Annotated in this window: 21 protein-coding genes; 20 read left to right on the forward strand and 1 reads right to left on the reverse strand. The window is 61.4% G+C overall.

The window, feature by feature from the left end:
• Positions 1 to 6: 6 nt before the first annotated feature.
• The 20 genes from HU724_RS01705 (at position 7) to pgaD (ending at position 23,882) form a co-directional block, all read left to right on the forward strand.
• The gene (locus tag HU724_RS01705) at positions 7 to 867 is read left to right on the forward strand and encodes an ABC transporter ATP-binding protein (protein ID WP_186568439.1); all 861 of its coding nucleotides are present in this window, start codon (positions 7 to 9) and stop codon (positions 865 to 867) included.
• Between the two features lie 20 nt (positions 868 to 887).
• On the forward strand, positions 888 to 1,754 hold the full coding sequence (locus HU724_RS01710) for an ABC transporter permease (RefSeq protein ID WP_122698867.1): 867 nt from the start codon (positions 888 to 890) through the stop codon (positions 1,752 to 1,754).
• 173 nt (positions 1,755 to 1,927) lie between these two features.
• A complete protein-coding gene (locus tag HU724_RS01715; RefSeq protein ID WP_016772273.1) occupies positions 1,928 to 2,845 on the forward strand; it encodes a LysR family transcriptional regulator in 918 nt (305 codons plus the stop codon).
• A gap of 195 nt (positions 2,846 to 3,040) precedes the next feature.
• Entirely contained in the window at positions 3,041 to 4,579 is a 1,539-nt protein-coding gene (locus HU724_RS01720; protein WP_186568441.1) for an MFS transporter, read from the forward strand.
• A 27-nt stretch (positions 4,580 to 4,606) separates the two neighbouring features.
• Positions 4,607 to 5,674 carry an HlyD family secretion protein gene (locus tag HU724_RS01725; RefSeq protein ID WP_186568443.1) on the forward strand — a complete coding sequence of 356 codons (1,068 nt, stop codon included), beginning with the start codon at positions 4,607 to 4,609 and terminating at the stop codon, positions 5,672 to 5,674.
• A complete protein-coding gene (locus tag HU724_RS01730) occupies positions 5,671 to 7,239 on the forward strand; it encodes an efflux transporter outer membrane subunit (RefSeq protein ID WP_186568445.1) in 1,569 nt (522 codons plus the stop codon). The genes HU724_RS01725 and HU724_RS01730 overlap by 4 nt, the downstream gene beginning before the upstream one ends.
• 78 nt (positions 7,240 to 7,317) lie before the next feature.
• Positions 7,318 to 7,563, forward strand: a complete 246-nt coding sequence (locus tag HU724_RS01735) for a DUF2789 domain-containing protein (protein ID WP_186568447.1) — start codon at positions 7,318 to 7,320, stop codon at positions 7,561 to 7,563.
• Between the two features lie 80 nt (positions 7,564 to 7,643).
• Positions 7,644 to 7,889, forward strand: a complete 246-nt coding sequence (locus tag HU724_RS01740) for a type II toxin-antitoxin system Phd/YefM family antitoxin (protein WP_186568449.1) — start codon at positions 7,644 to 7,646, stop codon at positions 7,887 to 7,889.
• 178 nt (positions 7,890 to 8,067) lie between these two features.
• On the forward strand, positions 8,068 to 9,537 hold the full coding sequence (locus tag HU724_RS01745; protein ID WP_186568450.1) for a Fic family protein: 1,470 nt from the start codon (positions 8,068 to 8,070) through the stop codon (positions 9,535 to 9,537).
• A 189-nt stretch (positions 9,538 to 9,726) separates the two neighbouring features.
• On the forward strand, positions 9,727 to 10,155 hold the full coding sequence (locus HU724_RS01750) for a MarR family winged helix-turn-helix transcriptional regulator (RefSeq protein ID WP_125925889.1): 429 nt from the start codon (positions 9,727 to 9,729) through the stop codon (positions 10,153 to 10,155).
• On the forward strand, positions 10,152 to 12,215 hold the full coding sequence (locus HU724_RS01755; RefSeq protein WP_133337580.1) for an FUSC family protein: 2,064 nt from the start codon (positions 10,152 to 10,154) through the stop codon (positions 12,213 to 12,215). Before HU724_RS01750 ends, HU724_RS01755 begins: the two co-directional genes overlap by 4 nt.
• On the forward strand, positions 12,212 to 12,421 hold the full coding sequence (locus tag HU724_RS01760) for a DUF1656 domain-containing protein (RefSeq protein ID WP_016772264.1): 210 nt from the start codon (positions 12,212 to 12,214) through the stop codon (positions 12,419 to 12,421). Before HU724_RS01755 ends, HU724_RS01760 begins: the two co-directional genes overlap by 4 nt.
• Complete coding sequence (locus HU724_RS01765) at positions 12,418 to 13,305, forward strand: efflux RND transporter periplasmic adaptor subunit (protein WP_073471476.1); 888 nt, start codon at positions 12,418 to 12,420, stop codon at positions 13,303 to 13,305. The genes HU724_RS01760 and HU724_RS01765 overlap by 4 nt, the downstream gene beginning before the upstream one ends.
• A complete protein-coding gene (locus tag HU724_RS01770) occupies positions 13,302 to 14,744 on the forward strand; it encodes an efflux transporter outer membrane subunit (RefSeq protein ID WP_073471477.1) in 1,443 nt (480 codons plus the stop codon). Before HU724_RS01765 ends, HU724_RS01770 begins: the two co-directional genes overlap by 4 nt.
• A 93-nt stretch (positions 14,745 to 14,837) precedes the next feature.
• Positions 14,838 to 15,473, forward strand: coding sequence for an NADH:ubiquinone oxidoreductase subunit N (locus tag HU724_RS01775; RefSeq protein WP_186568452.1), 636 nt, complete (start codon positions 14,838 to 14,840; stop codon positions 15,471 to 15,473).
• Positions 15,474 to 15,764: 291 nt separating this feature from the next.
• A complete protein-coding gene (locus tag HU724_RS01780; protein WP_186568454.1) occupies positions 15,765 to 17,270 on the forward strand; it encodes a YdgA family protein in 1,506 nt (501 codons plus the stop codon).
• 237 nt (positions 17,271 to 17,507) lie between these two features.
• Positions 17,508 to 19,988, forward strand: a complete 2,481-nt coding sequence (gene pgaA, locus HU724_RS01785; RefSeq protein WP_123444122.1) for a poly-beta-1,6 N-acetyl-D-glucosamine export porin PgaA — start codon at positions 17,508 to 17,510, stop codon at positions 19,986 to 19,988.
• Positions 19,989 to 20,000: 12 nt separating this feature from the next.
• On the forward strand, positions 20,001 to 21,998 hold the full coding sequence (gene pgaB, locus HU724_RS01790) for a poly-beta-1,6-N-acetyl-D-glucosamine N-deacetylase PgaB (RefSeq protein ID WP_186568456.1): 1,998 nt from the start codon (positions 20,001 to 20,003) through the stop codon (positions 21,996 to 21,998).
• A gap of 1 nt (position 21,999) precedes the next feature.
• Positions 22,000 to 23,355: a poly-beta-1,6-N-acetyl-D-glucosamine synthase gene (gene pgaC, locus HU724_RS01795; protein WP_056786973.1), complete on the forward strand. Its 1,356-nt coding sequence runs from the start codon at positions 22,000 to 22,002 to the stop codon at positions 23,353 to 23,355.
• Positions 23,352 to 23,882, forward strand: a complete 531-nt coding sequence (gene pgaD, locus HU724_RS01800) for a poly-beta-1,6-N-acetyl-D-glucosamine biosynthesis protein PgaD (RefSeq protein ID WP_186568458.1) — start codon at positions 23,352 to 23,354, stop codon at positions 23,880 to 23,882. The genes pgaC and pgaD overlap by 4 nt, the downstream gene beginning before the upstream one ends.
• A gap of 18 nt (positions 23,883 to 23,900) precedes the next feature.
• Here the strand turns inward: pgaD and HU724_RS01805 are convergent, their stop codons facing one another.
• Positions 23,901 to 25,424: an FAD-dependent oxidoreductase gene (locus HU724_RS01805; RefSeq protein ID WP_186568460.1), complete on the reverse strand. Its 1,524-nt coding sequence runs from the start codon at positions 25,422 to 25,424 to the stop codon at positions 23,901 to 23,903.
• Between the last annotated feature and the right edge of the window lie 132 nt (positions 25,425 to 25,556).

Here is a 25,556-nt window from a genome sequence, read left to right on the forward strand (position 1 = left end):
TCGATCATGAACGCCCCATTGCCAGGCCACGCGGCCAGCAACCCGATCGCCCGCAGCGAAGCCTTGCTGGCCGTCGATCACGTCAGCCTTGAATACCGCACGCCGCAGCGAGTGGTGCGCGCTACCCATCAAGTCAGTTTCACCGTCGACCCGGCTGATCGTTTCGTCCTGCTCGGCCCGTCCGGTTGCGGGAAATCGACCTTGCTCAAGGCGGTCGCCGGGTTCATCCAGCCTTGCGAAGGCGAGATCCGCCTGCAAGACCAGCGCGTCGATGCGCCGGGGCCGGACCGCATTGTGGTGTTTCAGGAATTCGACCAGTTGCCGCCGTGGAAAACCGTCAAGCAGAACGTGATGTTCCCGCTGCTCGCCTCGCGCACCTTGAACAAGAAAGACGCCGAAGAACGCGCACTGCACTATCTGGAAAAAGTCGGCCTCGCTGCGTTCGCCGACGCCTATCCGCACACCTTGTCCGGCGGCATGAAAGCGCGGGTGGCGATCGCCCGGGCGTTGGCCATGCAGCCGAAAATTCTTTTGATGGACGAACCCTTCGCTGCACTCGATGCGTTGACTCGCCGCAAGATGCAGGAGGAATTGCTGCTGCTCTGGGAAGAGGTTCGTTTCACCCTGCTGTTCGTCACTCATTCGATCGAAGAAGCCTTGGTGGTGGGCAATCGCATCCTCTTGTTGTCGCCGCATCCGGGGCGGGTGCGCGCCGAAGTGCACAGCCATCAATACGATCTGCACAGCCTCGGCGGCGTAGCATTTCAGGAATCGGCGCGGCGCATTCATCGTCTGCTGTTCGATGAGGGCCAGGCGCCGGAGACCGAACGTGATCACCACTTCAACGACATTCGCATCGCCTATTGAGCGGCCAGGAGGACTACCCGATGAGCCATTCATCATCCGTGCGTGAAGAATTCGAAACGGTGCTCGAGCCGCTGACCGCAGTGCCGGTCGAGCGCGAATTGCCGCTTGGCACGCGCCTGTGGCAACAGGGCTGGTTGCGCAAAAGCCTGATCCTGATCGTGCTGGCGATCATCTGGGAAGTGGTCGCGCGGATTCAGAACAATGACCTGATGCTGCCGAGTTTTCTGCAAACCGCACATGCCTTGTTCGACGGGCTGCTCAGTGGCGAGTTGCTGGCCAAGGTGTGGATCTCCCTGGTGGTGCTGATCAAGGGCTACCTGATCGGCATCGTCCTCGCGTTCGCCCTGACGACATTGGCGGTCTCGACCCAGTTGGGACGTGATCTGCTCAGCACCATGACTTCGATGTTCAACCCGTTGCCGGCGATTGCCCTGCTGCCGTTGGCGCTGCTCTGGTTCGGCTTGGGCCAGAACAGCCTGATTTTCGTGCTGGTGCATTCGGTGCTGTGGGCGCTGGCGCTGAACACCTATGCCGGATTTCTCGGCGTCTCCGAAACGCTGCGTATGGCCGGGCGCAATTATGGTCTCAAGGGGTTGCGCCTTGTGTTGTTCATACTGATCCCGGCGGCACTGCCGTCGATTCTCGCCGGACTGAAAATTGGCTGGGCGTTTGCCTGGCGCACCTTGATCGCTGCCGAACTGGTGTTTGGCGCGACCAGTGGCAAGGGCGGGCTGGGCTGGTACATCTTCCAGAATCGCAATGAGCTGTACACCGACAAGGTGTTTGCCGGGTTGGCGGTGGTGATCCTGATTGGTCTGCTGGTGGAGAATCTGGTGTTTGCCACCCTTGAGCGGGTGACCGTCAAGCGCTGGGGTATGCAGCGCTGAGATCTTCGTTGGCTGGGCGGCCTCTTCGCGAGCAGGCTCGCTTCCATATGAGAACGCATTCCAAGGTGGGAGCGAGCCTGCTCGCGAAGAGGCCAGCGCTGGCATCGTCACTCTTGAGGGATGTTTGCTAGCATTGCGCCCGGATCAATCCAGATCAGCCAAGAGTGCTCAACATGCAACTCCCGGACATGAACCTTCTGGTCGCCCTCGATGCCTTGCTCGACGAGGGCAGTGTGGTCGGTGCGGCGCGGCGGATGAACCTCAGCCCGGCGGCCATGAGCCGCACACTGACGCGGATCCGCGAAGCCATCGGCGATCCGATTCTGGTGCGCGCCGGGCGTGGTCTGGTGCCGACCCCCAAAGCCCTGGAACTGCGCGAACAGGTGCGCGATGTGGTCGAGCAGGCGGCGCTGTTGTTTCGCTCCGCCGATAGCGTCGAGCTGGGCACCTTGCGCCGACGCTTCAGCATTCGCGCCAATGATTTCTTCGTCGGCGTTTATGGCGGCAAGCTGTTCGACACCCTCGACCAGCTCGCCCCGCATTGCGAATTGCGCTTCGTCCCGGAAGGTGACGGCGACGATGAGGCACTGCGCGAAGGGCGCATCGATCTGAGCGTGAGCAACACCCGTCCGCTTACGCCGGAGGTTAAGGTACAGAACCTGTTCTCCACGCATTTCGTCGGCCTGGTGCGCGAGAACCATCCTCTGCTCGACGGCGAAATCACCGCCGAGCGCTACGCCGGTTTTTCCCACATCAGCATGTCGCGACGTGGCATCGCTCGCGGCCCGATCGACACGGCGTTGAATGCGTTGGGGCTGGAGCGTCGAGTGGCGGTGATCGCGCCGAGTTTCCATGCAGCGATGTTTGCCTTGCCCGACTCCGACCTGATCCTGCCGGTGCCCAAAGAAGCGTTGCTCAGCGTGCGGCGGCTGGGCCTGAAACTGCGTTCATTCGATCTGCCGATTCCGCTGCCCATGCTGATGCTGACCCAAGCCTGGCACCCGCGCTTCGACAAGGACCCGGCCCACCGCTGGCTGCGTGAAACCCTCAAGACCTGCTGCGATGAAACGTGGCTGGCGGCACAGCCATAAAAAGCAAAGCAAAGATCGCAGCCTTCGGCAGCTCCTACACTGGAATGCATTCCCCCTGTAGGAGCTGCCGAAGGCTGCGATCTTTTGCTTTTGATATTTGTGTCTGATGCACTTATAACCTGCCAATAAGTCAATTTTCGTCAGCATCAAGCCCCACTAAAATGCTCCGGTATTTCACCGCCGGAGTTTTCATTCATGACATCCCTGACGGTCCCGGCACCCCTTGCCGCGACCAGCCCGGCGACGGCGGCTGCGCCTGCGGTGTTCGGGGCGCGGATCATCGTTGGTCTGGTCGGCGTGCTGTTGGCCGTGCTGGTCTCGGGCCTCAACGAGATGGTCACCAAAGCCGCACTCGCCGATATTCGCGGCGCGCTGCACATCGGTTACGACGAAGGCACCTGGCTGGTCGCCAGCTACACGGCCACGTCGGTCGCGGCCATGGCCTTCGCGCCGTGGTGCTCGGTGACCTTCTCGCTGCGCCGCTTCACCCTCTGCGCGATCGGCCTGTTTACTCTGCTCGGCGTGCTGTGCCCGTTCGCCCCGAACTACGAAAGTCTGCTGCTGATGCGCATCCTCCAGGGCCTTGCCGGTGGTGCATTGCCGCCGATGCTGATGACCGTCGCGCTGCGCTTCCTCCCGGCGAACATCAAACTCTACGGACTGGCCGGCTACGCACTGACCGCGACTTTCGGCCCGGGACTCGGCACGCCGCTGGCCGGTCTGTGGACTGAATACGTCGGCTGGCAATGGACCTTCTGGCAGATCATCGTGCCGTGCCTGATCGCCATGGCCGCCGTGGCTTACGGATTGCCGCAGGATCCGCTGCGGCTGGAACGTCTCAGGGCGTTCAACTGGAAAGGCCTGCTGCTGGGCTTTCCGGCGATCTGCATGCTGGTGATCGGTCTGTTGCAGGGCAATCGACTGGACTGGTTCGAGTCGAATCTGATCTGTGGATTACTAGGTGCCGGTTCGCTACTGCTGGTGGCTTTTATGATCAATGAATGGTCGCAGCCGATTCCGTTTTTCAAACTGCAAATGCTCGGCATCCGCAACCTGCTGTTTGCGTTGATCACCCTCGCCGGGGTGCTGATCGTGCTGCTGGCGGTGGTGCTGATTCCGTCGAGTTATCTGGCCCAGGTGCAGGGTTATCGTCCGGCGCAAACCGCGCCGATCATGCTCATTGCCGCGCTGCCGCAGTTGATCGCGCTGCCGCTGGTGGCAGCGCTGTGCAATTTGCGCTGGGTCGATTGCCGCTGGGTGCTCGGCATTGGTCTGAGCATGCTCGCGCTGTCCTGCCTGGGCGGTTCGCACCTGACTTCGGCGTGGATTCGCGATGATTTCTACGTCCTGCAATGGCTGCAGATTTTCGGCCAGCCGATGGCGGTGTTGCCGCTGCTGATGTTGTCGACCGGCAGTATCACGCCGATGGAAGGGCCGTTCGCGTCGGCGTGGTTCAACACCGTCAAAGGCCTGGCTGCCGTGGTTGCCACCGGCGTCATCGAAGCGCTGACCACCGCGCGCCTGCATTTTCATTCGACCATGTTGGTCGACAGCCTCGGCAATTCGCCGCTGGCCGATCACAGCGATCCGGGCCTTGCTCTCCGCGTGCATGAGCAGGCGGTGGTGCTGACTTCGTCCGATTTGTACGTGTGCATGGCCGGCGTCGCCGTGGCGTTGATTCTGCTGATTTTCTGGCTGCCGACGCGGATTTATCCGCCGCGCGCGCCGACCTGATCGCTGTACTGAAACTGAAGGTTTTTTATGACTCAATCCAAGCAAAAACTCGCGGTGGCCGTGGCTGCCGCGCTGGCGGTAGGCGTGCTGGTGTATCTGGCAATGCCCGGGCTGTTCGGCCAACGCACCGAGCAAACCACCAATGACGCCTTTGTCTCCGCCGACTACACGCTGGTGGTGCCGCGCGTGGCCGGGTTCATCAAGCAGGTGCTGGTCGAAGACAACCAACAGGTCAAGGCCGGGCAGTTGCTGGCGTTGATCGATGACCGTGATTTGCGCGCAGCGGCGGAGGCGGCGGATGCGCAAACCCTGGTCGCGCGGGCGCAGTTGCAGAACGCCAACGCGACTCTCGAGCGGCAGGCTTCGCTGATCGCTCAGGCGCAGGCCACCGTGGTCTCGGCCAAAGCGCAAATGGCTTTTGCGCAGCAGGAACTGAACCGCTACAACCATCTCGCCGGTGTCGGCGCTGGCACCGTGCAGAACGCGCAGCAGGCGCGCACGCGCATTGATCAGGCCTCGGCGCGCCTCGACACCGCGACCGCGAAGCTGGCGGCCGAACGCAAGCAGGTCGAGATTCTCACCGCCCAGCGCAACGCCGCCGACGGCAATCTGAAACACGCGCAGGCGGCGCTGGAGATTGCCAGTTTCAACTTGTCCTACACGCGTATCACCGCGCCGCAGGACGGCATGATCGGCGAGCGTGCGGTGCGCGTCGGCGCCTACGTCACGCCGGGCAGCAAACTGTTGGCGGTGGTGCCGTTGCAGCAGGCCTATGTGGTGGCCAATTTTCAGGAAACCCAGTTGACCGATGTGCAGCCCGGGCAGGATGTGCAAGTCCGAGTGGATAGTCTCGGTGGCGAAGCCCTGACCGGCCGCGTCGAGAGTATTGCGCCGGCAACTGGCGTGACCTTTGCGGCGGTGAAACCGGATAACGCCACCGGTAATTTCACCAAGGTTGTGCAGCGGATTCCGGTGAAGATCGTGCTGGAACCGGGCCAGCCACTGGCTGAGCGGTTGCGGGTGGGGATGTCGGTCGAGGCGAGCATTGATACCGCCAGCTCAAAGGCGTCCGGGCGCGAGGTGACGCAGCGATGATCGGTGTTGAATCGGCTGCCGCCTTCGCGAGCAGGCTCGCTCCCACATTTTTTAATGCGTTCCCCCTGTGGGAGCGAGCCTGCTCGCGAAAAAGCCAGTGGCAGCAGCTAACCTTCAGTGCCTTGCTCACAATTAGTCTCACCGCCTGCACTGTCGGCCCCGACTTCCAGAAACCCGAATCCCCTCAACCTGCCGACTGGGCCAAACCCGCCCGGGCCGCCCCGAGCCAGGCCGTCAGCGAACCCCTGAACGAACGCTGGTGGGAAACCTTCCACGACCCGCAACTTTCCGCGCTCACCCAGCGCGCGCTGAACAGCAACCTCGACCTGCAACTGGCCAGCAGCCGCCTGCAACAAAGCCGCGCCGCGCGCCAGGTGATCACCGCCGAGCGTTATCCGAACAGCACCGCCAGCGGCAGCTACGGGCGCAAACGCAACAGTGGCAAAGGCTTGAACGATCCATCGGGAAATAACGGCGACGAGGCTTTCAATCTGTGGGATGCCGGTTTCTCCGCCTCATGGGAACTGGACGTCTGGGGTCGCGTGCGCCGCGAAACCGAAGCCGCTGATGCCAATCTCGAAGTGGCGGAAAATGATCGTCGCGGTGTGCTGCTGACGGTGCTTGCCGACACCGCGCAAAACTACATTCAGCTGCGCGGGGTGCAGAACACCCGCGCTGTCACCGAGCAGAACCTCGACGTCGCCCGCCACAGCCTGAAACTCTCGCAGCTGCGGCTGGCCGATGGCGTGGCCACCGATCTCGACGTCGCCGAAGCCGCCGCGCAAGTCGCCGCCATCAAGGCACGGCTGCCGGCGCTCGAGCAGCGTCAGGCGCAACTGATCAACGCGATCAGTCTGCTGATGGGCGAACCGCCGCAGGCCCTCGCTCAAGCGTTATCCACAGACGCGGCAGTGCCGCAGTCGCCACTGCAAGTCGCCATCGGCCTGCCGTCGCAATTGGCCGAACGTCGTCCGGATATCCGCCAGGCCGAAGCGCGTCTGCACGCTGCTACTGCCAACATCGGCGTGGCCAAGGGCGACTTTTATCCGCGCATCACCCTGTCCGGCAACCTCGGTTCACAGGCCATGCAACTGAGCGATTTCGGTTCATGGGGCTCGCGTGCCTTCGGCATCGGCCCGCAATTCAGCCTGCCGTTATTTGACGGCGGACGCCTGCGCGGCATGCTGCAACTGCGTGAAGCGCAACAGCAGGAAGCGGCCATCGCCTACCAGCAAACCGTGCTGCGTGCCTGGCATGAAATCGATGATCAATTGACCGCCTACAACGCCAGCCAGCGCCGTCGCGACAGCCTCGGCGAAGCCGTGCGTCAGAACCAGATCGCCCTGCGCACCGCGCAACAGCAATACGTCGAAGGCGTGGTCGATTTCGTCAACGTCCTCACCGTGCAGAGCGCTTTGCTCGCCACCCAGGAACAATGGGTGGAAAGCTCGACCGGCGTCTCGCTGGCAATGGTCGGCTTGTATAAGGCGTTGGGCGGCGGATGGCAGTCGGTCTATCCGGCAGCGCAACTGGCCGCAGGCTCGCCGGACGCCGCCAAACCCTGAACCCACCGCGACAGCTATGATCAACTTCACTGCAGCGAACGGCGCAACGCCGGACCTGAATTGCAGAGGAGTTGCATCATGGAAAATCCGCAGCACAGCCTACCGGCCCTGTTCAAGCAACTCGGCCTCGCCGACGACCCGACCGGCATCGACCAATTCATCGCCAGCCATTCCCCGCTCAAGCCGGATTTGCATCTGGCTGACGCGTTTTTCTGGATAGCAGGTCAGGCGCAGTTTCTGCGCGAAGAGATTTTGGACGATGCGGATTGGGCAGAGGTTGTAGATCAACTGAATGTGATGTTGCACAAGGGGCGACTAGGGTGAACCTTTGCGACCTCTGTAACCACAGCAATTGATAAGCTTCGATATCGACCGAAATTTCGATCGCATTCGAGGTCTTTACCATGCAAAGCGTTCTGGCCGATATGGCCGTCAGTATTTCTCAATTGAAGAAAAATCCTGCTGCCGTGCTAAAAGACGCAAATGGGGGTGCTGTGGCAGTGCTCAATCATAACCGGGTCATGGGCTACATGGTGCCTGCTGATGTGTACGAAGCATTGGTCGAGCGGCTTGATGATCTTGAGCTTATGCAGATTGCGCGTTCCCGAGCTCACGAGACACCCATGCCCGTAGATCTGGATGACTTATAAGCTTGAGTTTCTGTTGTCTGGAAACAAGCTGCGTCATTGGTTGCCGGGGCGCTTCACGAAAGAAACGCAGCGTGTAAAAAAAATTGTAGGAAAAGGCTGAAATGTAAAAAAAACATGCCTACTGTAAAAAAAACTGGGCTTTAATCGTCGCAGTGGATTTTTTCTGTGGAAGATGACGATGCCAGCTGTTGGATATGCCTACCTGCGTGACGCGCTGAAGCTCAAGGCATTTGCTCCCAAGCGCGTTGCGATGATCAAACCGGTCACCCGAGTTACCTTGATCGGTGATTGTCTTGCTGTTCCAGCCGCCGTCGCGCCTGCACAGGGATCAACGATCGAGCACATTCTTTTTGCGCTAAAACATGAAGGAATAAACCTGTGCATTCTTGCCCAGGCCTTGGAATCTGTTGAAGCGAGCGATCTGTTAAGTGAGCTTGGCAGATCCCCGAACGGGGTATACATCCGTAAAGCCTGTTTTCTATGGGAAAGCTTTACTGGCAAACAACTGGACTACTCAGTCCCGGTTCGAGGCAGTGTCGTCGCCTTGTTCGATCCCAAGCGCTACGTCACCGGGCCAGCGGTTCGGAATAGTCGCTGGCGAGTCGATTTCAATGGTTTGGGGTCATTGCATTACTGCGCCACCGTTGAGCGAACGGTGAAACTACAGGAGCTGATCGATCGGGACATCATTGGGCGAGCCCAGGTTTTCATGGCGACGTTGCCGCCGGAGATGATGGATCGGGCAATCAATTGGGCCTACCTGCATGAGACTCGCGATTCCTTCGCTATCGAAAAAGAAGAGCCCAGCGAAGAAAAGTCGCGGCGCTTTGTTCGGCTCTTACGTCAAGCTCACGAGCGCACAGAGCTCAGCGAGGACTATCTGGTCGAGTTGCAAAACAGCACGGTCTCGAATCCCTTCGATAAAGCAGTGCTCTTCCGTCATCAACAGAACCATTTACACAACGGCTTGAGAGGCGCCGCCGGAGTCAGTTATGTGCCGCCAGATCCGCAATTGTGTCGTGAGTTGATGGAGAATTTGATGGCGTTCGCCAATCACTCGGCGAAGCAGGTGGATCCGCTGATAGCAGCGGCGGTTGTGGCGTTTGGGTTTGTTTTTCTTCACCCGTTCATGGATGGCAACGGTCGGCTCTCACGATTTCTTATTCACCAGACGCTTTGCCATTCCGGTGCACTGCAAAACGGCTTGTTGCTGCCCGTTTCCGTGGCGATGAAGCATGAGGAATCCAGCTACTTGGAAGCGCTGAAAGAGTTTTCGAAACCAGCAAGAGAGTTCTGGAATGTCACTTGGCTGGATTCCGATGAGATGACGTTCGATTTCATCGGTCACGACGCTATCTACCGATTCTGGGATGCTACTCAATGCGCAGAATTTACTTTGCAGATGGCCATGCGGGCACTGGAAGTGGAGCTACGCGAGGAGACCGCGTTTCTTGAAAAATACGATTTCGTCATCAAAGCGGTGAATGACCGTTTCGATGTTCGGGGAAGCGATCTTTCGAAGTTGGTAATGATGTGCCTGGACAACGCTGACAAGGTTTCAAAGCATCGCCGCAAGCAATTTCAGTACAGCGTGCCGGAGGAGGTGTTCGATTACATCGAGGAAATGTCCTCAGCCTATGGCGGCTGACGATTCTGCTATGACCAAGCGCTTGGGCAATGCCGGATGTTATGGCAGGCGCTTGATCAGGGTATTCGCCGCGAGTGCTTCAAAGATTTGTTTCAAAACTTGACTGAAATTCCCATCCAATGCGATATTGATAGTTAGCAAACTAACAGTGTCCGTTATCCCGTGTCCGATTCCCTCGACAGTCTCCAGATGAACATCAGCAGCGCCATGGTGGTGGCCGCCCGGCATTGGCGGAAGATCTGCCAGACCACGCTGGTCAACTATGGAATTTCCGAAGCCTGCGCCGTGCCCTTGTTGATGATCGGGCGTTTGGGTGAGGGCGTGCGTCAGGTGCAAGTCGCCCAGGCTGCGGGGATGGAGAGTCCTTCGCTGGTGCGCTTGCTCGATCAGTTGTGCCATGCCGGTTACGTCTGTCGCACCGAAGATGCGCAGGATCGCCGCGCCAAGTGCCTGAGCCTGACCGATACCGGCCGCGATCTGGTGCAAGCGGTCGAAGCCGAGCTGGTGCGCTTGCGCCACGAAGTGCTGGAAGGCATCGAACGCAGCGATCTGGAAGCTACGCTTCGGGTACTGAGGGCTTTTGAGGCGGCGAGTTCGCCTGTGGTGGTCAACTCTTGAACGGTTTTTTCACTGGCATGCCGCCGGCCCGTGACTGGTTTTACGGGGTCCGTACTTTTGCAGCGTCGATGATTGCGCTGTACATCGCCTTGCTCATGCAAATGCCGCGTCCGTATTGGGCGATGGCCACGGTGTACATCGTCTCCAGCCCGTTTCTCGGCCCGACCAGCTCCAAAGCGCTGTACCGCGCGGCCGGTACATTTCTCGGCGCAGCGGCGGCGGTGCTGTTCGTGCCGATGTTCGTGCAGAGCCCCTATGTGCTGGTGGTGGTGATCGCGTTGTGGACCGGCATTCTGCTGTTCATGTCCCTGCATCTGCGCACGGCCAACAGCTATGCGCTGATGCTGGCCGGTTACACCTTGCCGCTGATTGCCCTGCCGGTGGTGGATAATCCGCTGGCGGTGTGGGACGTAGCCGAGGCGCGTACCGAAGAGATTTTCCTTGGCATCGCCGTCGCTGCGGTGGTCGGTGCGATGTTCTGGCCGCGTCGGCTGGCGCCGGTGTTCAACGATGCAGTAAGCAAGTGGTTCGCCGACGCGACGAGCTACAGCCTGAAGTTTCTCAGCCGCGATGTGCAGCCGGAAGAAGTTACCGCGCTGCGCATGGCCATGGTCGCCAACTTCAACAGCCTCGAGTTGATGATCGGCCAGTTGCCCCACGAAGGCGCGCGGCCACAAACCGTGCGTAACACCAAGGAACTGCGCGGGCGGATGATTCACCTGTTGCCGGTGATCGATGCCCTCGAGGATTCGCTTTACGCCCTCGAACGCCGCACCCCGGAACTGGTGGAAAAATTCCAGCCGTTGCTGACCGCGACCCGGGAATGGCTGGGCCACGCGGACGCCAATCTCGAGCGCTGGCAAGCACTGAGAGATCAACTCGACGCGTTGCAACCGAGCGCCGAAGCGCTGGAGGAGCGCAAACAGTTGCTGTTCTCCAACGCGATCTACCGCCTCGGTGAATTCATCGATCTGTGGCAGGACTGCCGCAGCCTGCAGGATGCGATCCTGTGCGAGCGCCAGGACAGCTGGCGCGCGGTCTATCGGCACTGGCGCCTGGGCCGCTTGACGCCGTTCATCGATCGCGGGCTGATGCTCTACTCGGTGACCTCGACCATTCTGGCGATCATCGTTGCTTCGGTGCTGTGGATCCTGCTCGGCTGGCCGGACGGCGGCAGCGCGGTGATTCTGGCGGCGGTGGCGTGCAGCTTCTTTGCCTCGATGGACGACCCGGCGCCGCAGATTTACCGGTTCTTTTTCTGGACCGGGATGTCGGTGCTGTTCGCCAGCCTTTATCTGTTTCTGATTCTGCCCAACCTGCACGACTTCCCGATGCTGGTGCTGGCGTTTGCCGTGCCGTTCATTTGCGTCGGCACGCTGACCGTGCAGCCGCGATTCTACCTCGGCATGCTGCTGACGCTGGTTAATACCTCGTCGTTCATCAGTATTCAGGGTGCTTACGACGCGGACTTTTTCGCCTTTGCCAACTCCAACCTTGCCGGGCCGCTGGGGCTGTTGTTCGCCTTTATCTGGACGCTGGTGGCGCGACCGTTCGGCGCCGAGCTGGCGGCCAAGCGTCTGACCCGGTTCAGCTGGAAAGACATCGTCAGCATGACCGAGCCGGCCAGTCTCGCCGAGCATCGGCATTTGGGCGTGCAGCTGCTCGATCGGCTGATGCAGCACCTGCCGCGTCTTGCCCTGACCGGTCAGGACACCGGTATTGCCATGCGTGAAGTGCGTGTCGGTCTGAATATGCTCGATCTGCTTGCCTACACCCCGCGCGTCACTGGCGTGCCAAACGCCCTGCTGCGACAAGTGGTGGGCGAGGTTGGCGAGTATTTCCGCGCCTGCCTCAAAGCCGACGAACGCCTGCCCGCACCGAGCGGTCTGCTGATGACCCTTGATCGCACCCGCCGTGCGCTGAACGGCCAGGGCGACGATGAAACCCGTCGACACCTGTTGCACGCCTTGAGCGGTCTGCGTCTGGCCTTGCTGCCCGGCGTCGAATTCGTCTCCAGCGCCGAGCCCGAAGAACCGCTGCCCGATGGAGCGCCCCTATGATCGGTGATCTGGATATCAGCGGCATCTTCCTGCCGACCCTGCTGGTGCTGATGGGCATCACTTACGTGCTGTTTTTGTTGGTGCATGGCGTGCTGCAACGCCTGCACTTTTACCGTCTGGTCTGGCACCGGGCATTGTTCAACGTGGCGCTCTACGCCGTGCTGCTGTACGGCGTGGACTCACTCAGTCGATACCTGATGACATGAAAAAACCGTTTCTGACCATCGGTCGCGTGGTCCTGACCCTGCTGATCGTGACTTTTGCCGTTGTCCTCGTCTGGCGCATGGTGATGTATTACATGTTCGCGCCGTGGACGCGCGACGGCCACATTCGCGCCGACATCATCCAGATCGCCCCGGACGTGTCCGGGTTGATCCAGCAGGTCGAGGTAAAGGACAACCAGTTGATCAAGCGTGGCCAGGTGCTGTTCAGCATCGACCAGGATCGCTTCAAACTGGCCCTGCGCCAGGCCAAGGCCGCCGTTGCCGATCGCGAAGAAACCCTCGCCCAGGCCCAGCGTGAAGCCAAGCGTAACCGTGGCCTCGGCAATCTGGTGCCGGCCGAACAGCTGGAAGAAAGCCAGTCGCGCGTCGCCCGTGCACAGTCGGCATTGGCCGAGGCGTTGGTGGCGGTCGACAGTGCGCAGCTCAACCTCGATCGCTCGGTGATCCGCAGCCCGGTCGACGGTTACGTCAACGACCGCGCGCCGCGTCCGCAGGAATTCGTCACCGCCGGGCGCCCGGTGTTGTCGGTGGTCGACAGCAACTCCTTCCACATCGACGGCTATTTTGAAGAAACCAAACTCGACGGCATCCACGTCGGGCAATCGGTGGATATTCGCGTGATCGGCGACCGCGCGCGGTTGCGCGGACATGTCGAAAGTATCGTCGCCGGCATCGAAGACCGCGACCGCACCAGCGGCAGCAACCTGCTGCCCAACGTCAACCCGGCGTTCAGTTGGGTGCGCCTGGCGCAGCGGATTCCGGTGCGCATCGCTTTTGATGAGGTGCCGGCCGACTTCCGCATGATCGCCGGGCGTACCGCCACCGTGTCGATCATCGACGACCAGCATGAGGAGTCGCAGCCATGAGCAGGGCCTGGTTGATCGCCGGGTTGGGCGTGATGCTCTCGGCCTGTCAGATGGTCGGCCCGGATTATCAGGTGCCCGCCGACGCGGCGGTGCAGCGCAAGGATATTCAGGGTGAGCTGGCAGTCGCCGGCAAACCGGTGGTCTCGGCGCCGGTGCCGGCGGACTGGTGGCGGCTGTATAAAGACCCGCGCCTCGATCAACTGGTGCAGCAGGCCATGGCTTCCAATACCGACCTGCGCGTGGCGGCGGCGAACCTGTCGAGGGCACGTGCTCAGGTGGATGAAGCCGAGGCCGCTGGCGGCTGGAGCGGCGGGGTGAAAATGGGCGCGCAACGTTTGCAGGAATCCGGTCAGGCGTTCCTGCTGCCGGAGAAAGTCCCGGTGGCCAACATTGCCGATATCGGCATCAGCGCTTCGTACCAGTTCGACCTGTGGGGCACCTTGCAACGCGGCATCGAAGCGGCCAAAGCCAATGCCGATGCGACTCAGGCCGCAGCCGACACGGCGCGTATCACCTTGGTGGCGGACGTGGTTCGCGCCTATACGCAAGTCTGCGCAGCCAACGAAGAGCGGGAAATCGCCGAGCACTCTCTCGACCTGCAATCGCAGAGCACCACGCTGATCCAGCGTCTGCGCGATGCCGGGCGTGGTGACGAGACTCAGGTCACCCGTTCGCAGACCCAATTCAAATCCCTGCGCGCCGACTTGCCGCGCTATGAAGCAGCGCGTCAGGCCGGGCTGTTTCGTTTGTCGATGCTGCTGGCCAAACCGGTCGAACAGTTGCCGGCAGGTACCGCCAGTTGCGCCGAGTTGCCGAAGATCGCGCAACTGGTGCCGGTCGGTGACGGCGCTGCGCTGCTCAAGCGCCGCCCGGATATTCGTCAGGCCGAGCGGCGTCTTGCAGCGGCAACCGCCGGCATCGGCATCGCCACCGGTGAGCTGTACCCGGACATCAGCATCGGCGCGACCATCGGCACCGTCGGCATCATTGATGACCTCGGCGATCCGTCGACCAACCGCTGGGGCTTTGGCCCGTCGCTGAGCTGGAAAGTACCGACCAACGGCGCCCGTGCGCGCATTCGTGAAGCCGAGGCCAACACTCAAGGCGCGCTGGCGCATTTCGACGGCGTGGTGCTCAACGCCATCCGCGAAACGCAGACCGGTCTGGCCCAGTACAGCGCCTTGCTGCAACGCCGCGATGCGCTGGCCGAAGCCGAGCAGTCGGCCAAGCTCGCCGCCGAGCAGACGCACCGCTTCTTCCAGGCCGGCCGCGAGTCGTTCCTTGCCGACCTGCAAGCAACCCGCACCTACACCGATGTCACCGCGCAACTGGCCGCCGCCAACACCCAGGTCGCGATGAGCCAGATCGATTTGTTCCTCGCCCTGGGCGGTGGCTGGGAAAGCGGACGAACGAACACCTCGAGCGCCAGCAAACCCTGAGGCCGTTGCTATGCTTTGAAGTGTTGGAGGGGCGCCCCATGCCAAGCGCTCCTGCAATGCACATTGCTAGTGCTGGTCCAGGGGAAACCAATAATGAAAAACCCTTACGCTCTCGGCTTCTGGTGCGCTCTGGTGGCACTGGTGCTGCTCTCGGCCACGTATTTCTACGGGATCATGCTGGCCCACCAGATCGATACGGCGATGATCTTCCTCGACAGCGCCGTTGCGCTGATCGCGGTGATGGCGATCGTCGTCGTCGCGTGGACCTCGATTCAGCTGCAACGGGTCAAGAAGCGCCAGCTCGAACGCGGCAAGATGCTCGTGCTGATCTGGGATACCAAAGTCGCCCTGCGCCGCGTCGAGACCGTGTTCGACCGCTATTTCTGGGGCAGCTACTGGCAGCCCGGGCGAACCTTCGCCGAAGTCATGGGCGAGCTCACCGGCACGCCGCTGGAAAAAAGCCTCGAAGCCCTGAAGAAGCAATGCCTGGAACTCGACAAGCAGATCGCCGATGACGGCTGGCACTGGCTGAACAACGCCCGCGAGCTGTCCGACGTCGCCACGGCCATGGCTCGTGAACGCTATCAGCTGGATTTCTGCGATGTGCGAGCGGATACCACCGGCGGGGCGGTGATCGATCGCGACTTTGAAGTGCTGGTGTATACCTGGACCGCGCGGCTGAAGAGCTTTGATCATCAGCTGAATGAAATCGAGGTTCAGTATTCCTGATTTGCTGTGAATCCACCGACCTCTTCGCGAGCAGGCTCGCTCCCACAAGTACAGCACTGTCCCGGTGGGAGCGAGCCTGCTCGCGAAGAGGCCCGCAAAAACACTGAAACTCTTCGCTCCTGCCGACTGTCCATTCCCCCCATAGACACTCTTTAACCTTTAAACATTGGGCCGTCGTCCGCGCCCGGTGCTAATCTCCACCGCTTAATTGCGCACAGTCGAGCCGCGACCCGATCCCGGGTTCAAGGAAGACGACTTCATCCACAGCCACGGAAACCGATCAGGTCATTCATGAATAAATCAGCAGGCGTGCTTCTCGGAATTGTTGTTGCCATTGGCGCGATCAGCGCAGGCGGGGCCTGGTACACCGGGACCAAGATCGAAGGCGTGCTGAACAACGCCGTGACCAATGCCAACAAAGAGTTGCAGACCGCCATGGCCGGCTCCAACGGCACCGCGTCGCTGGAACTGGTGTCGCTGGAACGCCACACCTTCACCAGCACCGCGCACTATCGCCTCAAGGGCGAAGGCGAAATGTTCGGTGATGCGCCGGTCGAGCTGCTGTTTGTCGACCACATCGAGCACGGCCCGCTGCCGTTCTCGCGTCTGGTTTCGCTGAAGTGGCTGCCGGTCATGGCCACCAGCAACTACGAGCTGGAAAAGAGCCCGTCCACGGAAAAATGGTTCGCCGCCACCAACGGCGCCGCGCCGCTCAAGGGCGTGACCAACATCGGTTACGACGAATCGACCACCAGCACTCTGAATCTGGTGCCGTTCGAAACTGCGCTGGATGAGCAATCGAGCCTGAAGTTTTCCGGTCTGAGCATGGACATCGCCGCCAGCGCCCAGGCGCAGAAGGTCAAGGCCGACGGCTACATGGACAACCTGAAACTGGTCACCGTGTCGGAAGACCAGGCGCCGGTGCAGGTCGAGCTCAACGGCCTGACCCTGGCCAGCAACCTCGCCAAGAGCAGCTACGGCTACTACACCGGGGAAAACACCCTGGAAGTGACCAGCAGCAAAACTACCTTCGGCGCCAAGCCGATGGTGCTGGGCGTGAAGAACTTCGAAATGAAGAACCGCACCGAAGAAAACGGCAGCAACGCCTCGGGCCGCGCCGACTACAAAATCGGCGAAGTAACGCTCAATGACAAGAAAGTCGGTTCGGCGGCCATGGCCATGAGCCTGAAGAACCTCGACATTCCATCGACCATGTCGCTGATGCAGATCTACCAGACCAAATTGCAGCCATACGAAAAAGCTGCCGCCGAGGCCGCCGCGCAGGGTCTGCCGGCACCGGAGCTGAACCTGACCGAAGCGGAAAACGCCCAGGTCAAAGCCGATCTGCAGAAGCTGCTGGCTGCCGGCCCGCAACTGGCGCTGGAGAACCTGTCGTTCAACACCGCCAACGGTGAAAGCCGCGCCAATCTGGTGATCGACCTGACCAAGCCGCAATCGATGGATCTGCCGCCGGATCAACTCGGCAAGCAACTGATCGCGCTGCTCGACCTGAATATCCAGGTGTCCAAACCCATGCTGGTCGATCTGCTCAACGTGCAGGCGCAGCTCGATGGCCAGACTGACGCCAAAGCCATCGTCGATCAGTCCAAGGAAGCGGCGGACATGTTCGCCGGCATGGCGGTCGGCTCGCAATTGGCTGTCGCCGACGGCACCAACGTGGTGACCAAACTGCATTACGCGGCCAATCAGGTCGAATTCAACGGCCAGAAAATGACCGTCGAGCAGTTCATCGGCTTCCTCATGAGCAAGTTTGCCGGCGTCACCCAAGAGCAATAAGCCCAACCGCGCGCCCTCCAGACGCCCGGCCCCTGTGTGAACAGGCGCCGGGCGTTTTGCTGTACGGGTTTTGTACATGCGTGCCGATTCTGAACAATTATTGCGTTGTGAAAATTCGACTACGCTTGCGTGCAGACTGCCTCACCAAGCTTGGCCGAGGGCTGTCATTGTCGGCCACCGTTACGAATGGGCAAGGAGGGCATTGCGACCCGGCTGGCCATGTAAGGATGCTGACAAATGCCGCGTATTGATGGCCCTGTATTACATCGTGGTTTGCGCCCTTTGTTCCGATTCGCCCTGTGCAGCCAGTTGCTCTGGCCAGTGCTGGCGTTGGCCGACACACCCTACGACGAGATGGTGCGCGATGCCCGCGCCGGGCATTACACGCCTGCGCTGACGGTTTTGCGTCAGGTGCCGCCGGGCCAGGCCAGCGACGGCCAGGTCAGCGATCACCTGCAAATCGCCAGTTGGGCCGGGCTCGATGCCGAAGTGGTCAAGGTCTATGAAACCCAAGGTCGCGACCGCGTCCTGCCGGTGCAGGCACTGACCGCCGCCGCGCGTGCCTATCGCAACCTCAAGCGCTGGGATCAGGCCACCCAGGTCTACAACAAAGCGCTGGCGCTGGAGCCGGACAACGCTGACCTGCAACTGGGCCTCGCGCTGACTCAGGCCGATGCTGGCAAGCCCGATCAGGCCGTCACCCGCGCGCAGGCGCTGGTTGCCGCCAAACCCGACGATCCGTCGCGCCGCCTGGCCTTGGGCTATGCCCTCGGTCGCGCCGGCAAACAGTACGATGCGCTGTTTGAATTCGATCAAGCCTTCATCCGCGCCGGCAACAAACCGGAAGTCGCCCGCGAGTACGTGGTCGCCCTGCAAAAGGCCCGTCTGCCTGAACCGGCGCTGCGTCTGGCCAGTCAACGACCCGGCCTGATTGATCCGGTGACCTTGCGCCGCCTGGAAGGCGATCTCGCCGCCGAACGCGTGCGCCTCGCCGAACTGGCCACGCGCAGCGAGAAGGAACGCTACGTCATTGCCGACCGCGCGCTGGCCGATTACGACAAATTGCTCGCGACCTGGACCCCTGACGCCACTGCTCACGACGACGTGACGCGCTGGCGCATCGACCGCATGGGCGCGCTCAAGGCCCGCGCGCGCACTGCCGACGTCATCAGTGAATACCAGAAACTGCAAGCCGAGGGTGTGGAGATTCCGACTTACGCCTTGCGTTGGGTGGCGGCGTCTTATCTGGATCAACGCGAGCCTGAGATTGCCACCGATCTGTATCGCCAGGTGCTTTCGGCGCCGGACGCCGATGTCGGTGATCGTCTTGAGGACACCACTGCGCTGTACTACTCGCTGCTGGAAAGCGACCGCGCCGATGAGGCGCGCAAGGTCGCCGAAGACGCAGCGAAAGCGCAGCGTCCGCGCGTCGAGCTCAAGGGCTTGCCGATCGGCAACCCCAACGACGAATGGATGGACGCCCAGCAACTCGCCGCCCAGGCCGGTACCTACGGTTCCGATCTTCCGCACGGCGAAGAGCGTTTGCAGACGCTGGTCGATCAGGCGCCGGGCAACCTTGGCTTGCGTCTGGCCCAGGCCGATCTCTACCTCGCCCGCCAGATGCCGCGCCGCGCGGAAAGCCAGCTCAAGGAAACCGAGAGCATGGCGCCCCGCGATGCCGGCCTGGAGGTCGCGCAGGCGCGCACCGCGATGGAGTTGCAGGAGTGGCGGCAGAACGATGCACTGGTCGACGACGTGGTCGCGCGCTATCCGGACAACCGCCAGGTGCAGCGCCTGGCTCGCGAACGGGAAGTGCATGACATGGCCGAACTGCGCGTCGAAGCCTACGGCGGCAAGGCCAACGGTGGCGGCAGCGGCGATGCCGGTGCGGTCAGCGGCAGCCGTGATTTCGGTATCCAGAGCACCCTTTACAGCCCACCGATCAACGAAGACTGGCGCGTGTTCGCCGGTGCCGGTTATGCCACCGGTGATTTCGCCGAAGGCACCGGTCACCATCGCTTCCAGCGCGTCGGCCTGGAACGGCGCACCCGTGACATGACCCTCGAAGCCGAGGTGTCGAATCACGATTACGGCTTCGGTGACAAACAGGGCGCGCGCCTGGCGATTGCCCGCGACATCAACGATCACTGGCAGTACGGCGGCAGCCTCGAATACCTCTCGGCGGAAACGCCGTTGCGCGCGCTCAACAGCGACATCAAGGCTAACGGCGGCAGTGCGTTCCTGCGCTGGCGCGCCAACGAAAGCCGCGAGTGGCGCGTGTCGGTCAGCCCGTCGCACTTCAGCGATGGCAACAATCGCGTCGAAGCCCTGGTGACCGGGCGCGAGGGCATTTACACCGCGCCGAACATTCAGGTCGACGCCGGCCTGGAAGTCGGCACCAGCCACAACTCGAAATCCGACGACGTGCCGTACTTCAACCCGAAATCGGACTTCAGCGTGATGCCGCTGGTCAACGTCAATCACGTGCTCTACCACCGCTACGAGACTTCCTGGAGCCAGCAATTTCAGGCCGGCGCGGGCACCTACAGCCAGCGCGACCACGGCACCGGCGGCATGGCATTGCTCGGTTACGGCCAACGGTACGCCTGGAACGACGTGTTCGATGTGGGCGGCATGTTCAGTGTGATCAACCGGCCTTACGACGGTGATCGGGAAACTGATCTGCGTCTGCTCGTCGACCTCACTTTCCGCTTCTAGAAGAGTTTGAAGATGCCTTTTATCTCGCGTTTCATCCTTCTGCTGGGAGCGCTGCTGATCAGCGCCTGCGCCCAGCAAGCCCCGGCCTTCGCGCCGCCCTCCGAGCGCCCGGTCGCGGCCAGTGAACAACCGTGGCCAAAAAACCATGTGCTCGGCATTGCCTACCACGATGTCGAAGACCGTGATCCCGATCAGGCCGTGGTGGCGGTGCGCACCGAGCGCATGATCGAGCAGCTCGCCTGGCTGCGCGAGAACGGCTACAAACCAGTGACCGTCGACCAGATCATGGCCGCGCGCAAGGGTGGCCCGGAGCTGCCGGCGAGAGCGGTGCTGCTCAGTTTCGACGACGGTTACGCCAGCTTCTATACCCGCGTGCTGCCGGTGCTGCGCGCCTACAACTGGCCAGCCTTGCTGGCGCCGGTGGGCACCTGGATCGACACGCCGCTCAATCAACCGGTGGATTTCGCCGGCACGCCGCGTAACCGTGACAACTTCCTGACCTGGCAGCAGATCCGCGAAATTTCCAAGTCCGGTCTGGTAGAGATCGCCGCTCACACCGATGCCAACCACAAAGGCATCCTTGGCAACCCGCAGGGCAACCTGCAGCCGGCCGCCGCGACCCGGCGTTATGACCCGGTGACCAAGCGCTATGAATCCGAAGCCGATTTCCAGGCACGCATTCGTACCGACGTGAAGAACATTTCCGAGAAGATCCGCAAGGCCACCGGTTACAAACCTCGGGTCTGGGTCTGGCCGTACGGCACCGCCGACGGTACCTCGCTGACCGTGGTCGGTGAGGAGGGCTATGAAATGGCCCTGACCCTGGACGACGGCCTCGACACCCTCGATAACCTGATGAGCGGGCCGCGCTTCCTCGTCGCGTCCGATCCTGACGGCGAGCATTTCGCCAACAGCATCGTTTCGGTGCAGGCCGAAGGGCCGATGCGCGTGGTGCATGTCGATCTCGACAACGTCTACGACCCGGACCCGGCCCAGCAGGACATCAACCTCGGCAAACTGGTGCAGCGCATGGCTGACCTGGGCGCCAGCACGGTGTTCCTGCAAGCCTTCGCCGATCCCAAGGGCGATGGTCTGGTGCATTCGCTGTACTTCCCCAACCGCCACCTGCCGATGCGCGCCGACCTGTTCGACCGCGTCGCCTGGCAACTGCGCACCCGTGCCCATGTGAAAGTCTTTGCTTGGATGCCGGTGCTGAGTTTCGAGCTGGATTCGAAGCTGCCGCGTGTAACCCGCTGGGACCCGAAAACCGCCATCACCTCGGTCGATCCGAAGCAGTACAAACGCCTGTCACCGTTCAATCCCGAAGTGCGCAAGATCATCGGTGAAATCTATGAAGACGTGGCGCGGCTGACCTCGGTCGACGGCATTCTCTACCACGACGATGCGGTGCTCTCGGATTTCGAAGACGCCAGCCCGGATGCCATGAAGGCCTACGCCGCTCAAGGTCTGCCGGGTTCGATTGCCGCGCTGCGTGACGATCCGGCGGCGATGCAACGCTGGACGCGCTTCAAGAGCCGCTACCTGATCGACTTCACCAACGAACTGACCGCCAAGGTCCGTGCGATTCGCGGCCCGCAAGTGCTGACCGCGCGCAACATCTTCGCCGAACCGATGCTCAACCCTGAAAGCGAAGCGTGGTTCGCGCAGAACCTCGATGACTTCCTCGCCACCTACGACTGGACGGCGCCGATGGCCATGCCATTGATGGAAAAACAGACGCTGGCCGAATCCGGCCCGTGGCTGGAAGAACTGGTTGCCACGGTGAAGAAACGTCCCGGCGCGCTCAACCGCACCGTGTTCGAATTGCAGGCGCGTGACTGGAACCAGAAGGATCAGGCCGATATCGATGCCGTGCATCTGGCGGACTGGATGGGCCGGCTCAAGCGCCAGGGCGCGACCAGTTTCGGTTACTACCCGGACAACTTCCTCGACAACCTGCCAGACCTGAAAACCGTAAGGCCTGCACTCTCCAACAAATGGAATCCATAACATGCTGGATAGACTGTTAGCCCTGCTTGTTCTGGCGATTGTCCTTGGCGTTCCGCTGGGGCTGATCTTCCTCGTGACCGGCCAGTTCCTGATGTCGTTCGTGTTCTTCTACCCACTGTTCATGTCCGGGTTGTGGATCGCCGGCGGCCTGTATTTCTGGCTGCACTGGGAGCGTCACTGGCCATGGCAGGACGACACGCTGCCGCCGCCGCTGGAAGGCGAGCCGCTGATTTCGATCCTGATTCCTTGCTACAACGAAGGCGATAACGCTGCCGATACCATTTACGCGGCGCTGGCCCAGCACTACCCGAACATCGAAGTCATCGCGATCAACGACGGCTCCAAGGACAACACTGCCGAAGTGCTCGATGCGCTGGCCAAGGAAGATCCGCGACTGCGGGTTCTGCATCTGGCGGAAAACCAGGGCAAGGCTGTGGCTCTGCGCATGGGCGCGATCGCTGCGCGCAGCGAGTATCTGGTGTGCATCGACGGCGACGCCTTGCTGGCCCCGAACACTGCGGCTTATCTGGTCGCGCCGATGCTGGATAACGCACGTCTTGGCGCGGTCACCGGCAACCCGCGTATCCGCACGCGTTCGACCTTGATCGGGCGGGTGCAGGTCGGCGAGTTCTCTTCGATCATCGGTCTGATCAAACGCACGCAACGGGTGTTCGGGCGCATCTTTACCGTCTCCGGCGTGATCGTCGCGTTCCGTCGTACTGCGCTGAACCGGGTCGGCTACTGGAGCCCGGACATGATCACCGAAGACATCGACATCAGCTGGAAGCTGCAACTCGATCACTGGAGCATCTTCTACGAACCGCGTGCGCTGTGCTGGATCCTCATGCCGGAAACCCTTGGTGGCCTGTGGAAGCAGCGTCTGCGCTGGGCTCAGGGCGGCGCCGAAGTGCTGTTCAAGAACATTCGCGGCATCTGGCAGTACCGCCATCGCTACCTGTGGCCGCTGCTGTTCGAGTACTGCCTGTCCACCGGTTGGGCGTTCACTTTCCTGCTGTCGGTGATTTTCTGGGGCATGGGCAAGTTCATGGTCATGCCCGACGCGATCGCCGTCGATCACCTGATGCCACCGGCCTTTACCGGTCTGTTGCTGGCGTTCGTCTGCCTGGTGCAGTTCGCTGTCAGCATCATCATCGATCGGCGCTATGAACCGGGTCTGGGCAAGACCATGTTCTGGGTGGTCTGGTATCCGCTGGTGTTCTGGCTCGTCAGTCTGCTGACCACCCTGGTCAGCTTCCCCAAGGTGTTGTTCAGCCAACACAAAAAACGCGCGCGCTGGGTCAGTCCTGATCGGGGTATCAAACCGCTGGGCGACGACCAGGAGGAAGTCATCAAATGAAAATTATCCGGACTCGCCAACGGCCCTTTCTGGTGGTGATCGACGTGATCCTCACCGTCCTGGCCTGGGTCGGCCTGTTGTTCCTGCTGGTACGCGGGTTATGGCCATTGATCGAAACCAGCGGCGGCCCGCGCATCGAGAACTCGGCGTTCGATGCCTTAGGCACTCTGCAGGTTTATATGTGGGTGGCGCTGGTCAACGCGGTAATCCTGATCGGCTGGGCGCGTTACCAGCAACGCAAAAGCCGCAGCTTCGCCCAGCGCCGTTTGCCGTCACCGGTGATTGGCGATGAAGGTCTGAGCAAGAGTTTCAAGCTGTGCGACGAGCGTTTCCAGAAATTGCGCACGCCGGGAGTGATGACCATTCACAACGATCAGGACGGCGACATCAGCCATGTCGAAACGCATTTGTGGCCGCTTCAGCAGCAAGCACTACCGGCGCCGCTGGCACCTTTGGAGCATCCACGGGTGATCTTTCTGCATGCCGAAGAAGACGACAGTCGCGAGCCGGTGAAACGCCTGACCTGACCTCGTACAGCGCCGGTGTCAGGCCTGGATCAGCGTCCAGGCCTCTTTCATCCGCAAAGGTTGCTTCATGCGCTCAGCCAGCAGCGCCATTGCGCGTTGCTTGTCGCAGGCCACCGCCGCAACAACGATGCCGTCTTTTGCGAACAGGCCAATGAACGGCGGCTGTTCCGGCTCACCGCTGAACTCGACCTCGTCCCATTCTTGCGCGTGACCGAGATAGTCGTAGTTCTTGCCAAAGTGGTAGGTCCAGAAAAACGGCACATCCAGATAATGTTCCTCGCCACCGAGCATGTTGGCCGCAGCGATGCGCGCGTGTTGCTGGGCCAGGCGCCAATGCTCAATGCGGGTTGGCTGGCCGTTCAACGGAAACGTGGCGATATCGCCGATGGCCCACAGGCCATCGGCGACGCGCATGCCGTCATCGACACGCAAGGATTGGTCTTCTTCCTTGGGCAATGATTCGAAAGGTTCAGTGGCCGGGTGAACGCCGACGCCGGCGAGAACCAGATCTGCCGCCAGCCTCAAGCCATTATCGAGCAGCACGCCCTCGACCTTGTCCTCGCCAAAGATCTGCGTAGCCTCGTGTTCGCTGATGAACTTCACCCCGTGCTCTTCGTGCAGGGCGCGAATCGCCTTGCCCACGGCCTCGCCGAATTGCTTGGCAAACGGGATCGCATGACGTGCCAGTACGGTGACGTCGAGGCCGAACTCGCGCAGGGCTGACGCGCATTCGAGGGCGATGAAACTGTCGCCGATGATCACCGCGCGCTGGCCCGGTTGAGCGGCGTTGATGATCTGTTCAGCCTGTGCTTTCGAACGCAGGACGAAGACGTTGGCCAACTCGGCACCAGGCAGCTTCAACGGATTGGGCACGCCACCGGTGGCGAGTACAGCGGCGTCGTAGCGCAGGATGCCGCCGTTGTTCAGATGGAGCGCTTTGCCTGGGGCGTCGAGTGAAGTCACTTCGCTTTGTGCGCGTTCAATGCGTTGCGCTTGATAGAACGCCTCATCGCGCAGGGGCGGCACTTCTTTCGGCGACATCTCCCCGGCGAGAACAAATTTGCTCAACACCGTGCGGTCGTAGCCGGCATCCGGTTCGCCATCGACCAGCACGATGCGTCCGCCGAAACCCTTCTCCCGTAGCGCCGCCGCGCAAGCCGTGCCCGCGGCGCCGGCACCCACGACAACAAAGGTTCTTGGATCGTCAGCGGGCGGGGTGTGCGGATCGGGCAGGGGCTGGTCATCGACCCAGACTTCATCGCCGCGCAACTCCAGCGGATAGCGCTTGAGACTGTCCAGCGATGGCGGCTCGCACAGGCCACCGTCCTCGGCGCGGTACGCGGCTTTGTGCCAGGGGCAGATCAACCGGCCGTGACACAACGCCCCCTCGGCCAACGGTGCGCCGGCATGTGGACACAGGCCCTGAAACGCCCGCAACTCGCCGTTGGCACGCAGCAGGACGATCTTGCAGTCACCGATTTCGACTTGCAGGCCACGGTCTTGCGGGACGTCGGCGAAACGGGCGACACGGTGCAGGGACATTTTCGGCTTCCTCGCAGGCATTTCTCTTGTGAGTTGGCGGCGCCGCGCGAGGTTCAGCCATTTGCTACTGCCAAGGCACGAACGGTACAGCTATAGTTTGCGGGCCGACGACGGCCTCACTGCACAAGGTGC

Source organism: Pseudomonas iranensis (assembly GCF_014268585.2).
GTDB lineage: Bacteria > Pseudomonadota > Gammaproteobacteria > Pseudomonadales > Pseudomonadaceae > Aquipseudomonas > Aquipseudomonas iranensis.

Coding starts and splice junctions, on each gene's coding strand:
- HU724_RS01705 (WP_186568439.1), top strand. CDS start 7: ATGAACGCCCCATTGCCAGGCCACGCGGCCAGCAACCCGATCGCCCGC.
- HU724_RS01710 (WP_122698867.1), top strand. CDS start 888: ATGAGCCATTCATCATCCGTGCGTGAAGAATTCGAAACGGTGCTCGAG.
- HU724_RS01715 (WP_016772273.1), top strand. CDS start 1,928: ATGCAACTCCCGGACATGAACCTTCTGGTCGCCCTCGATGCCTTGCTC.
- HU724_RS01720 (WP_186568441.1), top strand. CDS start 3,041: ATGACATCCCTGACGGTCCCGGCACCCCTTGCCGCGACCAGCCCGGCG.
- HU724_RS01725 (WP_186568443.1), top strand. CDS start 4,607: ATGACTCAATCCAAGCAAAAACTCGCGGTGGCCGTGGCTGCCGCGCTG.
- HU724_RS01730 (WP_186568445.1), top strand. CDS start 5,671: ATGATCGGTGTTGAATCGGCTGCCGCCTTCGCGAGCAGGCTCGCTCCC.
- HU724_RS01735 (WP_186568447.1), top strand. CDS start 7,318: ATGGAAAATCCGCAGCACAGCCTACCGGCCCTGTTCAAGCAACTCGGC.
- HU724_RS01740 (WP_186568449.1), top strand. CDS start 7,644: ATGCAAAGCGTTCTGGCCGATATGGCCGTCAGTATTTCTCAATTGAAG.
- HU724_RS01745 (WP_186568450.1), top strand. CDS start 8,068: ATGCCAGCTGTTGGATATGCCTACCTGCGTGACGCGCTGAAGCTCAAG.
- HU724_RS01750 (WP_125925889.1), top strand. CDS start 9,727: ATGAACATCAGCAGCGCCATGGTGGTGGCCGCCCGGCATTGGCGGAAG.
- HU724_RS01760 (WP_016772264.1), top strand. CDS start 12,212: ATGATCGGTGATCTGGATATCAGCGGCATCTTCCTGCCGACCCTGCTG.
- HU724_RS01765 (WP_073471476.1), top strand. CDS start 12,418: ATGAAAAAACCGTTTCTGACCATCGGTCGCGTGGTCCTGACCCTGCTG.
- HU724_RS01770 (WP_073471477.1), top strand. CDS start 13,302: ATGAGCAGGGCCTGGTTGATCGCCGGGTTGGGCGTGATGCTCTCGGCC.
- HU724_RS01775 (WP_186568452.1), top strand. CDS start 14,838: ATGAAAAACCCTTACGCTCTCGGCTTCTGGTGCGCTCTGGTGGCACTG.
- HU724_RS01780 (WP_186568454.1), top strand. CDS start 15,765: ATGAATAAATCAGCAGGCGTGCTTCTCGGAATTGTTGTTGCCATTGGC.
- pgaA (WP_123444122.1), top strand. CDS start 17,508: ATGCCGCGTATTGATGGCCCTGTATTACATCGTGGTTTGCGCCCTTTG.
- pgaB (WP_186568456.1), top strand. CDS start 20,001: ATGCCTTTTATCTCGCGTTTCATCCTTCTGCTGGGAGCGCTGCTGATC.
- pgaC (WP_056786973.1), top strand. CDS start 22,000: ATGCTGGATAGACTGTTAGCCCTGCTTGTTCTGGCGATTGTCCTTGGC.
- pgaD (WP_186568458.1), top strand. CDS start 23,352: ATGAAAATTATCCGGACTCGCCAACGGCCCTTTCTGGTGGTGATCGAC.
- HU724_RS01805 (WP_186568460.1), bottom strand. CDS start 25,424: ATGTCCCTGCACCGTGTCGCCCGTTTCGCCGACGTCCCGCAAGACCGT.